General features: G+C 69.2%; 14 protein-coding genes and 1 riboswitch. Of the genes, 9 read left to right on the plus strand and 5 right to left on the minus strand.

Translation table 11 applies throughout. From position 1 onward, the window contains the following. The 6 genes from QZV72_RS08975 to QZV72_RS09000 form a co-directional block, all read left to right on the plus strand. A partial coding sequence (locus QZV72_RS08975) for a bifunctional [glutamine synthetase] adenylyltransferase/[glutamine synthetase]-adenylyl-L-tyrosine phosphorylase (protein ID WP_297007537.1) occupies positions 1-1,734 on the plus strand: 1,734 nt, incomplete at its 5' end. Between the two features lie 100 nt (positions 1,735-1,834). Then, positions 1,835-2,839 carry an iron ABC transporter permease gene (locus QZV72_RS08980; RefSeq protein ID WP_297007573.1) on the plus strand — a complete coding sequence of 335 codons (1,005 nt, stop codon included), beginning with the start codon at positions 1,835-1,837 and terminating at the stop codon, positions 2,837-2,839. After that, entirely contained in the window at positions 2,836-3,660 is an 825-nt protein-coding gene (locus QZV72_RS08985) for a heme ABC transporter ATP-binding protein (RefSeq protein ID WP_297007539.1), read from the plus strand. The genes QZV72_RS08980 and QZV72_RS08985 overlap by 4 nt, the downstream gene beginning before the upstream one ends. Before the next feature lie 75 nt (positions 3,661-3,735). Beyond that, a complete protein-coding gene (locus QZV72_RS08990; protein WP_297007542.1) occupies positions 3,736-4,380 on the plus strand; it encodes a heme oxygenase (biliverdin-producing) in 645 nt (214 codons plus the stop codon). A 78-nt stretch (positions 4,381-4,458) separates the two neighbouring features. After that, positions 4,459-5,124: a hypothetical protein gene (locus tag QZV72_RS08995; RefSeq protein WP_297007544.1), complete on the plus strand. Its 666-nt coding sequence runs from the start codon at positions 4,459-4,461 to the stop codon at positions 5,122-5,124. Beyond that, positions 5,121-5,564: an NUDIX domain-containing protein gene (locus tag QZV72_RS09000; RefSeq protein ID WP_297007547.1), complete on the plus strand. Its 444-nt coding sequence runs from the start codon at positions 5,121-5,123 to the stop codon at positions 5,562-5,564. Before QZV72_RS08995 ends, QZV72_RS09000 begins: the two co-directional genes overlap by 4 nt. Here the strand turns inward: QZV72_RS09000 and QZV72_RS09005 are convergent. Further along, a complete protein-coding gene (locus QZV72_RS09005; RefSeq protein WP_297007551.1) occupies positions 5,533-6,789 on the minus strand; it encodes a glycosyltransferase 87 family protein in 1,257 nt (418 codons plus the stop codon). The two genes, QZV72_RS09000 and QZV72_RS09005, sit on opposite strands and share 32 nt — an antisense overlap. A gap of 39 nt (positions 6,790-6,828) precedes the next feature. On the opposite strand from QZV72_RS09005, the gene QZV72_RS09010 reads away from it, so the two are divergent. Together QZV72_RS09010 and QZV72_RS09015 are read left to right on the plus strand one after the other, a co-directional pair. Next, a complete protein-coding gene (locus QZV72_RS09010; RefSeq protein ID WP_297007554.1) occupies positions 6,829-7,575 on the plus strand; it encodes a sulfite exporter TauE/SafE family protein in 747 nt (248 codons plus the stop codon). A 50-nt stretch (positions 7,576-7,625) separates the two neighbouring features. Next, positions 7,626-8,942 (plus strand): nitrate/nitrite transporter, encoded by a 1,317-nt coding sequence (locus QZV72_RS09015; protein ID WP_297007557.1) that lies wholly within the window; start codon positions 7,626-7,628, stop codon positions 8,940-8,942. Here QZV72_RS09015 and moeB read toward each other — a convergent pair. The 4 genes from moeB to thiO all read right to left on the minus strand — a co-directional run bounded on the left by moeB (position 8,936) and on the right by thiO (position 12,315). Further along, positions 8,936-10,108 (minus strand): molybdopterin-synthase adenylyltransferase MoeB, encoded by a 1,173-nt coding sequence (gene moeB / locus QZV72_RS09020; RefSeq protein ID WP_297007560.1) that lies wholly within the window; start codon positions 10,106-10,108, stop codon positions 8,936-8,938. The genes QZV72_RS09015 and moeB overlap by 7 nt on opposite strands. Continuing rightward, positions 10,105-10,905 (minus strand): thiazole synthase, encoded by an 801-nt coding sequence (locus QZV72_RS09025; RefSeq protein WP_297007563.1) that lies wholly within the window; start codon positions 10,903-10,905, stop codon positions 10,105-10,107. The genes moeB and QZV72_RS09025 overlap by 4 nt, the downstream gene beginning before the upstream one ends. Before the next feature lie 4 nt (positions 10,906-10,909). Next, positions 10,910-11,125 (minus strand): sulfur carrier protein ThiS, encoded by a 216-nt coding sequence (gene thiS / locus QZV72_RS09030; protein ID WP_297007566.1) that lies wholly within the window; start codon positions 11,123-11,125, stop codon positions 10,910-10,912. Beyond that, positions 11,122-12,315 carry a glycine oxidase ThiO gene (gene thiO, locus QZV72_RS09035; protein ID WP_297007568.1) on the minus strand — a complete coding sequence of 398 codons (1,194 nt, stop codon included), beginning with the start codon at positions 12,313-12,315 and terminating at the stop codon, positions 11,122-11,124. The genes thiS and thiO overlap by 4 nt, the downstream gene beginning before the upstream one ends. Further along, positions 12,306-12,429, minus strand: a riboswitch (TPP riboswitch). Its footprint overlaps the gene before it by 10 nt. Before the next feature lie 18 nt (positions 12,430-12,447). Here thiO and QZV72_RS09040 point away from each other — a divergent pair. After that, the coding region (locus tag QZV72_RS09040; RefSeq protein WP_297007571.1) for a thiamine phosphate synthase at positions 12,448-12,867 on the plus strand (420 nt) is incomplete at its 3' end.

A 12,867-nucleotide genomic window follows, 5' to 3' on the forward strand; every position in this document is an offset into this window, starting at 1 on the left:
CATCTGCTGCCGGAGGTGTCCGACCGGGCGGCGCGGACCTGGTTGGCGCGCACCTCGGGACTGGTCGCCGAGGGCACCCGCACCCTCGCCGAGGAACTGGAGGCCAGGGTCCGGGCCACCGGCCGGCAGATCCGCCAGCTGCACAACAAGCTCTTCTACCGCCCGCTGCTGACGTCCGTGGTCGAGATGAGTGTCGACGAGCTGCGGCTCACCCCGGAGGCGGCGCAGCGTCAGCTCGCCGCCCTGGGCTACCGCTACCCGGACCGGGCGATGGACCACCTCTCCGCGCTGGCGTCCGGCGGTACCCGCCGCGCCCGGGTCCAGGCGGTCATCCTGCCGTCTCTCATGGAGTGGCTCTCGGAGACCGTGGACCCCGACGCCGGGCTGCTGGCCTACCGGAAGCTGTCGGAGGCGGCGTCCGACCGGTCGTGGTTCCTGCGGCTGCTGCGCGACGAGAACATCGTCGGCCAGCGGCTGATGAAGATCCTGGGGACCTCACCCTATGTGTCCGACCTCTTCCTCGCCGCCCCCGACACAGTGAAGCTCCTCTCCGACGGTGCGACGAAGCCGAAGCTGCTTGAGAAGGATTCCTCGGTGATCAGCCACTCGCTGGTCGCCGCCGCCGGCCGCTACGCGGACCCTGACAAGGCCATCGCCGCGGCGCGTTCGCTGCGCCGGACCGAACTGGCGCGCGTCGCCGCCGCCGATCTGCTCGGCATGATGGAACTGCCGGAGGTCGCACGGTCCCTGTCGTGGGTGTGGGATGCGGTGCTGGAGGCCGCACTGTCGGCGGAGATCCGTGCCTGGGAGGACGCCCACCACCGCAACGCGCCGGCCGTCATCACCGTGATCGGCATGGGACGTCTCGGTGGTGCGGAGCTGAGCTACCGCTCCGACGCGGACGTCCTCTTCGTCTGTGAGCCGGTGTCGGACGGTGGTGACCCGGTCACCACCGGTGACGCCGTGAACTGGGCCGTCGGTATCGCCGACCGGCTGCGGTCCCGGCTCGCCAAACCCTCGACCGATCCGCCGCTGGAGGTGGACCTGGATCTGCGCCCGGAGGGACGCAGTGGCCCGGCGGTCCGTACGCTGGAGTCCTACCTCGCCTACTACGAACGTTGGGGCGAGACCTGGGAGTACCAGGCTCTGCTGCGGGCGACGTGGGTCGCCGGCGACAAGGACCTGGGCATCCGGTTCCTGCACGGTATCGACCCCTTCCGCTACCCGCAGGGCGGTGCGGACCAGAAGACGGTCCAGGAGGTGCGGCGGATGAAGGCCCGGGTCGACGCCGAGCGGCTTCCGCGTGGTGCGAACCGTGCCACCCACACCAAGCTGGGGCGGGGTGCGCTCACCGATGTCGAGTGGACGGTGCAGCTGCTCACCCTGCAGCACTGTCACCTCATCCCGGCATTGCACAACACCTCCACCCTGGAGCTTCTCGAGGAGATCCGTACCGCCGGTCTGCTCTCCGAGTTCGATGTCGAGACACTGCGGGACGCGTGGATCACCGCCAGTCACGCCCGCAACGCACTGGTGCTGTCCAATGCGAAGGTTCCCGACCAGCTGCCGCCGCCGGGTGCACAGTTGGTGCACGTCGCCGCAGCCGCCGGCTGGGATCCGGCGGACTCGCAGGGCTTCCTCGACAACTATCTCAAGAAGACCCGCCGCGCCCGCAAGGTCGTGGACCGGGTGTTCTGGGGCGAGGAAGTCGTGGACGCCCAGTACGACGAGTGAGTGCGGTGCGTGAGTTCGGGGCGTCGTGGCTACTGGGGTAGGCTCACCTTCCGTGAAACGGCTTGCAGACCACCGGTCGGTCCTGGAGCACCGGAAGGCGGTGCGGTGGACCACCTTCGGCGTCCTCGTCGCGCTCATGCTGGTGGCCGTCGTGGTCAACCTCGTCCTCGGTCAGTACACCCTGTCTCCGGGGGAGGTGGTCAAGGCGCTGGCGGCCGGACCCGACGGCAACTCGGTGACGGGGGCCGACGTGCTGTGGCACATCCGGTTGCCCCGGATCGTCCTGTGCCTGCTCGTCGGTGCGGGACTGGCGGTCGCCGGTACCCTCCTGCAGGGACTGTTCGGGAACCCGCTGACCGAGCCCAGCGTCATCGGTGTCACCTCCGGCGCCGGCGTCGGGGCCGCCGTAGGTATCGTGTTCGACCTGGCCTTCCTCGGTTCGGCGACGACCCCGGTACTGGCCTTCGCCGCCGGTGTGCTGACCACCGTGGTGATCTACCGGCTGTCCTCGATCAACGGCGAGGTCAGGGTCCTCACTCTCGTGCTCACCGGTATCGCGGTCAACGCGGTTGCCGGTGCGGTGATCTCCGTCATGGTCTTCCTCGCCCCGACCTCCTCGCGGGAACAGATCATCTTCTGGCAGATGGGTTCCCTCAACGGTGCGATGTGGAACCAGGTCGGTGTAGTGATTGCACCGGTGGTGGTGTGCATCATCGCCGCCTGCGTCATCGCAGGGAAGATGGACCTGCTGAGCCTGGGGGAGCGGGCCGCAGGTCATGCCGGTGTGAACGTCGCCGCGATGCGCGTCTGGATCATCGGACTGTCGACGGCCCTGGCGGCCCTCGCGGTGAGCTACGCCGGCATCATCGGCTTCGTCGGACTCATCGTCCCGCACATCCTGCGCCAGGTCATCGGGGCGAGCAACCGGTGGCTCGTCCCGCTGAGCGCGGTCGGCGGTGCGGTGCTGCTGCTCATCGCCGATGTCGCGGCACGCACACTCATCGCTTACGCGGACCTGCCGATCGGCATCTTCACCGCTCTGGTCGGCGGCCCGACGTTCTTCATCCTCCTGCGTCGCATGCTCAAAAAAGGCGGTGTGGCATGACCGGCGCCGGAGACGCGGAGCTGCTCGTCGCCGACTCGGTCACCGCCGAGCTCGGTGGCCGGGAGATTCTGCACGGACTCGATCTCATCCTGCACTCCGGGGAGGTTCTCGGCCTCATCGGCCCGAACGGCGCCGGCAAGTCGACACTGCTCGCCGTCCTGGCAGGGGACACTGACCCCTCCACCGGTACGGTCACGCTGCTCGGTCGTGACTACCACGGTTACTCCGCCCGGGAAGCAGCCCGGGCCAGGGCAGTCATGCTGCAGGAGACCACGGTCTCTTTCGCGCACCTGGTTCGGGACGTCGTCGAGATGGGTCGGGCGGCATGGCCGAAGGACCCGGATCAGGACGCCGGGATCGTCGACGCCTGCCTGGCGGAGGTCGGCATGGAGCACATGCAGCACCGGGAGGTCACCACGCTGTCCGGTGGCGAGCGGGCACGGGTCGCCCTGGCCCGGGTGATGGCGCAGCGGGCCCGCATCGTGATGCTCGACGAGCCGACTGCGGCGATGGACATCGGTCATCAGGAGCGCACCATGCACAGCGTGCGCCGGGTCGCGGGGAGCGCCGTCGACGGTGGCGGCGGCAGGGGGGTGATCGTGGTCCTCCATGATCTCAACCTGGCCGCCCGCTACTGCGACCGGCTGGCCCTGCTGTGCGACGGCCGGGTCGTCGTCGCCGGGACACCGCGGGAGGTGTGTACCCCCCGGCGGCTGTCGGAGGTCTACCAGTGGCCGGTCAGTGTCAGTGAGATCGAGGGTCAGCTGTGGATCCGGCCCACCCCGGGAGCGGGTCTTCCGACCAATCAACCGTTCGTATGATGTCAGGTCAGGCCACCCTTCATTAACATCGGCGGTGCACGACACCCGAGGACCGTACATACGGAGGAACTGATCATGACCACCGCTCTCCCCGCCGCGAGCCTGTCGGAACGGCTCCGCGAGGAGACGCGCCAGGCGCATGACAGGGCGGAGCACTCATCCTTCATGGAGGAGCTGCTCGCCGGGGAGTTGGACGCCGCCGCTTTCACCGCGTTCCAGGAACAGGCCCTCCTGTTCTACACCGCGCTGGAGGAGGCCGTTGACGCGTGTACGGGTGACCCCCGCCTCGCCGACATCGCCGACCGGAGACTCGATCGCCGGCCTGCGCTGGTCCATGATCTCAGCGTCCTCGGTGGCACCGTGAACGCAGAGCCGCTCCCCGAGACGGCCGCGTATGTCGCCGAACTGCAGCGCATCGCCCGGGACCGTGACATCCCGGCACTGATCGCCCACCACTACACCCGGTACCTGGGTGATCTGGCGGGTGGCCAGGTGATCGGCCGTCTGATGGGACGCCACTACGACGTCCCGGCGGACGGGCTCACCTTCTACGATTTTCCGCATGTTCCGAAGCCCAAGGTCTACCGGGACGGCTACCGGGCCGCCCTCGACGCCCTGGTCCTGACGGAGGGGGAGCAGCGGTGCCTCCTCTCCGCCTCCTCGGACGCCTTCGCCTTCAACTCGGGCGTCTTCGAGGCACTGGAGCGGAGCAGGGGATGATCTCCCTCCGGTGAGGGCCGCGACAGACACGGGAAGATGAGGATAGGCTAGGATGACGAACTGAAAGGTGGTGGCACAGTGAACACCCAGCAGGCATTCCCGGAATCGTCCGGGGACCGGTCGGTCGTGGTCGCCGCCGCTGAACTGGTCGACGCCGTCACCGAGGCGGTCGTGGACTGTCTCGGTCGTTCGGCCGTGGTCCGTCGACTGTCCGATGGTTCGCTGCCTTTCGCCGGTCGTGTCGCCTGGCTGGAGCAGCACTGGGAGGGGCTGCGGATCCTGCGGGACTGCGTGGTCGTCCCCGCCGGGTTACGGGCGGAACTCGCCGCCTCCACCGGCAGACTCAATCTCGCTCTCGACCGGGCCCACGCGAGTGCCCGGTGGCGCGACCGGCACGTGACGATGCCGTCGATGCTCACTTTCCGCCGTCATGTCGCCGGCCTCAGGGAAGACGGTGACCTGCTCGGCCTCGCAGCCCAGGCGTATGTCCGTCTTCTGGCGGCAGGGGTCGGATCCGGACTGACCGTTACCGGCACAGTGCCCCGACCCGCTGCGGGACTGCACCGTGACCTGTGCTCGATGGTCTCCGGGCAGGAGGACCTCGAGCTTCTCTCCGAGGAGCTCAGTGCAGGTCTGCTGATGGTGATGCAGCACGGATCCGACGTCTGCCGCGCCTACCGGGACGCGATGACCGACGAGTCCTGCGCCGTGACCGTCGCGACCATCCGTGACGCCCTTCGATGACCCGTGAGATCCGCGTCAGTGCCGTCGCTCTCCTCCGGGTCCTCGGGGTACGACGGGTCGAGGTACTGACTGTCCGCAAGCGCGGTACCGACCTCTACCAGTTCCCCGGCGGGAAGCCTGAGGAGGGGGAGACGGCGCTGGGGGCGGCCATCCGTGAGGTCCATGAAGAGACGGGGATCCTGCTGCCGGCAGGGGCCCTCCACCCGGTCGGCCGCTACCGGGCCCCGGCCGCCAACGAGGCCGGTCACACCGTCGTCGCCGATGTCTTCACCACCCGATGGGCCGGGGGCACTCCTCCTCCTGCCGCGGAGATCGCCGAGACCCGCTGGGCACCGCTGGGAAACAGTGACAGCACCCCGGACGACCCCGGTCATCCGTTGGCGCCGCTGATGTTCGAGGTCTTCCCGGCTATCGCGGCGCGGATTCCCGACGCGCGGTGACCGCCCACCATGCAGCGGTGCACAGGATCACGAGAATCCCCAGGTTACGCAGCGCGAGGAACAGTACGGCCATCGTCGAGGTCGGCACCACCAGCAACCAGTCGTAGTAGACCGGATAGACACACGTCGTCAGCAGCGCTGTCACCAGTACCTCCAGCGCGAGAACCGTGACGATCCGGCGTCGGCTCACCAACAGCGCGACGGCGACCAGCGGCGCCAGCCAGGTGATGTACTGCGGTGAGAAGACCTTGTTCGTCGCGATGACCGCGGCGACCGTCATCACGCTGAACGCCAGAGCCTGCATCGGCGACCAGTCGTCGCGCAGCAGCCGGGTGACCGCCCAACCCACAGCCGCGATGACCGTCACCACGGTCGCCACCGAGGCGACGGAGGTCATCACCCCGGCGCCGGGGCCGGTGATCTCGAAACTCTTCGATGCGGCGTAGCTGATCTGCCACCTTGTGCCGGCGTCCGCGGCGAAGGACGCCGCCACCATAACCGGGGTGGCGGCCAGTGACTCGATCTGCAGACCCCGGTCGGACTGGTAGTCCAGGGGGGTGGTCAGACCGTCCGTCCCCGAGACTGCGGCGACAGCGGCGCAGAGGACGATCAGGGAGGCGAAGAACCACAGGATGCGGGCCCACGTCGACCTCCGCCGCATGCCGCCGACCAGTGCGGCGCCCAGTACACCGGGCCACAGCTTCATCATGGTGGCCAGAGCCAGGGCCACGGTCGCCGCGCGGCGACCCGTCCGGGACCCGGCGAAGAGCAGGGCGGCGAACGCGGCGACGGTCAGAGCGGGGAAGATGTCCAGCCGGGTGAGCAGGACCGGACCGGACAGCCCCACGAAGAGCAGCCAGAACCAGGCGGCACGGTGCCCCGGGTCGCGGTCCACATGCAGCAGCCAGGCGGTGAACAGTGCCGAGGCGAGGATGCAGACAAGTACGAACCAACGGATGTAGGCGGCCTCCCCGCCGGGCAGCAGGTTGACCAGACGTGCCGGGAGGGTGCCCACCACCGGATACTCGGTCATCGCCCCGGGGACGTAGTCGTTGACACCGACGAAGTAGTAGTGGACGTCGCCGGTGGAGGTGTCGTACCGTTCGATCCACACCACCGGGATCAGGTGGGCCATCAGCCAACCGAGCCAGACCACGACACGGTGATGGTGGACCGGTGTCAGGGCGGACGACGGTGGTGCGGCAACGGGGGCAGGAGGAGTCACATGTCAAGATGGTATAGGGCGGAAGCTAAGATCCCTGGAATGGCGCTTGTTCTCCTCGTGTTCGTCACCATCCTCATCGGGTCGTGCATGCAACGGGTGTCCGGTATCGGGGTCGGGATCCTGGGTGGGCCGGTACTGAGCCTGGCGATGGGGCCGGTCGAGGGCATCATGGTCGTCAACGCGATCGCCGCGGTCAACGGCCTGATGTCGACGATCAACCAGCGCAGCGACATCGACTGGCGGAAGTTCGGCGTCATCGGCTCGACGATGGTGCTCGGCGCGGTTCCGGGCGCCTGGCTCATCCACGTCATCAGCCCTGCGGTACTGCAGGTCATCGTCGGCGCACTCATCCTCCTGGCGCTGAGTGTCACCACCGTCGGGAAGCGGTTCATCCCGGCCGTCTCAGGGCGTGTCCCGGCGATGTCGGCCGGCGTGGTCGGTGGCCTCAGCAACACGCTGGCCGGTGTGGCGGGACCGGTGCTCACCGTCTATGCCCAGGCGTCGCGCTGGGAGCAGCGTACCTTCGCCGCGACGCTCCAACCGCTGTTCGTCGTCGCCGGGACCCTGAGTTTCAGCATCAAGTGGTTCTCCGGGGCAGGGGACATCGGGGCGGAGCCCCGGGGAATCTGGCCCGCGGCCCTGGTCGCGATCCTCCTCGGGATCGCGGTGGGGATCCGCATCTCGCGGCGGGTGCCTCGTACGGTCGCGCACCGGGTGGCCCTGGCCCTCGCCGCGGTCGGGGCGTTGACCGTACTGGTCCGTGGCACTGCGGCGATCATCTGCTGACGGACTCCGCCCCGCTCGCCGGTCCGACCACAGGACTAAGGTGGGGGGACGTGCCTGCTACACCCCTCCCGAGAACCCCGTCCGTCCGGCCTTCCGACAGGTTGAGCGGCCGCGCCCTCATGGTGTGGTCCGCAGGAATTCTCGCCTATGTCCTCGCCATCACGGGGCGGACCTCCCTGGGCGTCGCGGGTGTCGAGGCGATGGACCACTTCGACATCTCCGCGTCCCGTCTGGCGGTGTTCTCCTCGGTCCAGGTCGGCGTCTACGCCCTCGCACAGATCCCGATGGGTATGCTCATCGACCGGTTCGGGCCCCGTCGGATGCTCGTCGTCGGTGCGCTGCTGATGGGTGCCGGACAGGTCCTGCTGGGTGTGACCGGCTCCTATGCTGTGGCCATTGTCGCGCGCGTCATCATCGGATCCGCGGACGCCACCGCCTTCCTGTCCGTGATGCGCATCCTGCCTGCCTGGATACCCATGCGGAGAACCCCGCTGTTCACCCAGCTCACCGGCGGGCTGGGCTATATCGGGCAGTTCATCTCCGCAGTACCGTTCACCGCCCTGCTCCACGTCCACGGCTGGGCGGCCTCGTTCGTCAGTCTCGGGGCGAGCAGCGTCCTCGTCGCACTGCTGGTCTGGCTCGCGGTGCGGGACACACCGGAACCGACGCCGGGCACCACTGCAGGGGAGCGCCCCGCAATCGGCCGCATCCTCGCTTTCGTGGTGCGCCAGCCCGCCTGCTGGCTGGGCTTCTTCATCCACTACACCTTGATGAGTCAGGCGGTGTTCACCCTGCTGTGGGGCAAACCCCTGATGACCCTCGGCATGGGCATGACTGACGGGCAGGCATCCACCGTACTGGTGGTGAACATGGTCGTCAGCGTCCTCGTCGGCCCGGCGTGGGGGGTGATCTCCGCCCGCGCCGGACGACGGCGTCCACTGGTCGCGATGGTGGCGACGGTCCTCGTCGCTCTCGGCTGGGTGGTGTTCTTCCTGCCGGACGCCCCGCGTGGCTTCGCGGCGATGGTCGCGATGAACATTCTGGTGCCCGGGCTGGCACCGGTCGCCAACGTAGGTTTCGACACCGTCCGTGAGGAGGTCGACCGGCGCTTCACGGCGACGGCGACCGGGCTGTCCAACATGGGTGGTTTCGTCGCGGCGATGGTCGCCTCGCAGGTTGTCGGGTTCGTGCTGGACGCGTCTTCGCACGGTGCGGACTACAGCTGGGGAGATTTCCGGCTGGCCTGGTTGACCGGTGTCGGTGTGGTGTGGGGTGTCGGCGTGATCGGCCTGCTCATCAGCCGGGCGGCGATGGTGCGGTGGCGGGCCCGGCAGACTCACCGGACCGTCGTCCGTGAGGCTCAGTAGACCGGAAGCTCCGGGTGCAGTTCACCGACCCAGGCGAGGATGCCACCGTCGAGGTGGGCGGCGTTCTCCTCGCGGGTGGCGAAGTACCCGGCCACCGCCTCCAACGCGGTCTCCGACCGGCGTCCGGACTTGCAGTGGAAGATCACGTCCCGGCCCCGGGCTTCGGCGGGAAGGGCCCCGGCGCCACGCGACTGCAGATCCCCCAGGGGGACGGCGAGTGCGCCGGGGATGGACACGATCGCACGCTCCCACGGTTCACGGACGTCGAGGAGCACCGCCCCGGCGTTCAGTCGCGACTGGAGCTCCGCCGGACTGACCGTGCGGTGGGCCGGTGCCGCACACACGTCGGCGACCCCGTCATCGACCGTGGTGACCAGGGGGGCGTCCGGGTCCGGCAGGATCCTCAACTCACGGAAGGTCATCGCCAGTCCGTCATGGATGAGCAGTCGACCGAACAGTGGCGTGCCGGTCCCGGTGATCAGCTTCACCGTCTCGGTGACCATGATGGAGCCGATCGTTCCGGGCAGGGCGCCGATGACGCCACCGGCGGCGCAACTGGGCACCTCGCCGGGGGCGGGGGCGTCCGGGTGCAGGTCACGGTAGCTGATGCCGTCATGGTCGGGACCGTTCCAGAACACCGACACCCGTCCGTCGAAGCGCAGGATCGAGCCCCAGACACACGGGGTGTCCGTCAGGGTGCAGGCGTCCGAGACGATGTAGCGGGTGGCGAAGTTGTCCGCCCCGTCCAACACCAGGTCATACCGGCCGACGATGTCGACGGCGTTGTCCGCGGTGAGGCGGGTGCGGTACTGCTCCACGGTGACCGTCGGGTTGATCCGGGCGACGGCGTCTGCGGCGGACCCCACCTTCGTCCGACCGACATCGCTCATGCCGTGGATGACCTGGCGCTGCAGGTTCGACACGTCCACGACGTCGTCATCGATGACGCCGATGGTGCCGACCCCGGCCGCGGCGAGGTAGAGCAGGGCCGGTGAGCCCAGTCCGCCGGCACCGGTGACAAGCACGCGGGCGCCCCGCAGCCGGCGCTGCCCCTCCGGACCGATCTGTCCCAGGGTGAGGTGCCGGGCGTACCTCACCAGGTCCTCACGGTCCAGCTCAGCGACCGGATCGACCAGTGGGGCGAAGGGGAGCGACTTGGCGGTCACAGCGACTCGCTCTCCCGGCTCGTGCCCGCGGCGATGCGTCCCTCCATCGGGGAGGAGGCCAACGCGCCCTGCGCGAGGGTGCGCCTCGGGATGCGTCCGGCCCGGCGGGCCAGGTACCCGGCAGACACGGCGGCCCGCATGGCGGTGGCCATCAGCGTCGGATCCTGGGCGCGGGTCACCGCGCTGGCCAGGAGCACACCGTCGCAGCCCAGCTCCATCGCCAGGGCGGCGTCCGAGGCGGTGCCGACCCCGGCGTCGAGGATGACCGGGACCGTGGCGCGGGTGCAGATCAGTTCGATGTTGTGCGGGTTGAGAATACCCAGACCCGTGCCTATCGGTGCCCCCAGCGGCATCACGGCGACCGCCCCGGCGGACTCCAGGGAACGGGCGACGGCCGGGTCGTCGGAGGTGTAGGCGTAGACCTCGAAACCGTCGTCGGTGAGCTGCTCGGTGGCGTCGACGAGTTCCACGACATCGGGCAGCAGGGTCTCGTCGTCAGCGAGGATCTCCAGCTTCACCCGGTTGGTGCCGAGGGCTTCCCGACCGAGCCGTGCGGTGAGCAGGGCGTCGCGGGCGGTGTAGCAGCCGGCGGTGTTCGGCAGTACCTCGATACCCAGCCGGTTGAGCAGCCCGAACAGGGAGGTGCCGGTGGCGGGGTCGAAGCGGCGCAGGGCGACGGTGGTGAGCTGGGTGCCGGAGGCGGTGAGGGCGTCCTCCAGGACAGTCATCGACGTCGCACCTCCGGTACCCATGATGAGACGGGATTCGACGGTGGTGGAACCGATGGTCAGTGACATGTGTCTAGCCTCCCTGCATGGCGGTGATGATCTCGATCTCGGCTCCTACGGGGACCGGGGTGGCGGCCCAGCGGCTGCGCGGGACAACGGCGGCGTCGAGGGCGACGGCCACACCGAGTTGGTCGTCGTCCGGTGCGTGGCCGGTGATGTCGAGGACGACGTCGGCGACGGTGGCACCGTCAGCGTAGTCATGGGGCACACCGTTGACGGTGACGGTCATACTGTCGCTCCTGTGGATCGGTGAAGGTCGGTGGCGGTGAGGACCGCGGCGTCCTCTGCTGTGATATCGCTGGCGTCGGTGCCGAGGACGAGCCCGGCGGCGAGGTGCCCGCCCAACGGGGCGAGCAGGATGCCGTGGCGGGAGTAGCCGGTGGAGACGACCAGCCCGTCGACGCCGTCGAGGCGTCCGATGTACGGCAGGTCGTCGGGGGTGCCGGGGCGGGCGCGGGCGAGGATCTCGGTGAGCTCCAGGTCCGCGGCACCGGGGACGAGCACCTGGGCGTCCCGCAGCAGCTGGTAGGCGCCCTCGAGGACGACGCCGTCGAACCCGTCCTCCCGCTCGGTCGCGCCGATGACGATCTCGCCGTCGGTGCGGGGGACGAGGTAGACCGGCTTGCCGTTGACCATGCCGCGCACGGTGCGTTCCAGCAGTGGGGGTCGGCCGGGGCGCAGTCGGGAGCGCAGGATGTCGCCGTGGACCGGGCGGAGCTTCACGCACTCCGCCTCAGGCAGGCCGCCGATGCTGCTCAGGGAGACTCCCGGGCACAGTAGGGTGGTGGCGGCGTGGACCTCCGTGCCGTCGTCGAGCCGGACTCCGGTGACCGCTCCGGCGGTGTCGGCGGCCCGGAGCACCTCGACGGCCCGCTGCCGGACGAGCGTGAAGGACACCTCCGGGGTGGCGGTCCGCTCCAGCGCCTCGATGAGAGCCGGCACGAGCCTGCGCGGGTTGATCTGGTGGTCACCGGCGACGAGGAACGCTCCGGAGATCGCAGGGGAGAGCGCCGGCTCCAGCCTCCGGGCCTGCCGGGTCGTGATCTGCTCGACGGTCATCCCCGCGGCGCGCTGGACCTCGGCGAGGTCGGAGAACCAGTCACGGTCGGCCGGGTGCGCGCCGATGTCGAGGGTCTCGGTGCCGCGGTAGCCCACGTCGTGACCGAGCAGCTCCTCGAGTTCGGCGACCAGCGGGGGATACAGGGCGGCCGAGGTGGTCATCAGGGTGCGCATCGTGCGGTGCTGGTACATTACCTCGCTCACCGCGGCGATCATCCCGGCGGCGGCGCGGGAGGCCCCCATCCCCGGCTCCGGGTCGACGACTGTGACGCTCTGTCCGGCCTTGTGCAGGTTCCAGGCGGCGGTGATTCCGGCGACTCCGGCGCCGACGATGACGGTGTCGGGGCTGTTGATGCTCATGCGTTCCTTTCCTCCGGCGGCATGATCCGCGTCAGGTGTGGACGGTCGACCGGTGCCCCGGTCCTCTCAGCCCTGCTTCGGCGTGTCGCCGCAAGGGCTCCCGTAGTCCGCTTACGGCTACCATTCCACCACATGAGCCTTTCCCGATTCACCGTCACCCCCGACCGCGACCTTCGTGCCCGTCGGGTGCGTCAGCTGCAGGACGCCACGCTCTACCTGTGCACCCCCGCGCGCACGGAACGGGGTGATCTCCGGGACTTCCTCCACGCCGCCTACGACGGTGGGGTGGATATCGTGCAGTTGCGGGACAAGTCCATCGACACCTGCGACGAGGTCGCCGCACTGGAGGTCCTGGCCTCTGTGGCGAAGGAGCACGGGAAGATGTTCGCCGTCAACGACCGGGCGGACATCGCCGCCCTGGTGGGGGCCGACGTCTTCCATGTCGGCCAGGACGATCTGACGGTTCCGCAGGTCCGTGCCCTGCTCGGTCCCGACGTGGTGGTGGGGTTGTCCACCCACTCCCTGCCGCAGGCGCGGGCGGCGATGGAGGAC

The organism is uncultured Corynebacterium sp. (assembly GCF_902782855.1).
GTDB lineage: Bacteria > Actinomycetota > Actinomycetes > Mycobacteriales > Mycobacteriaceae > Corynebacterium.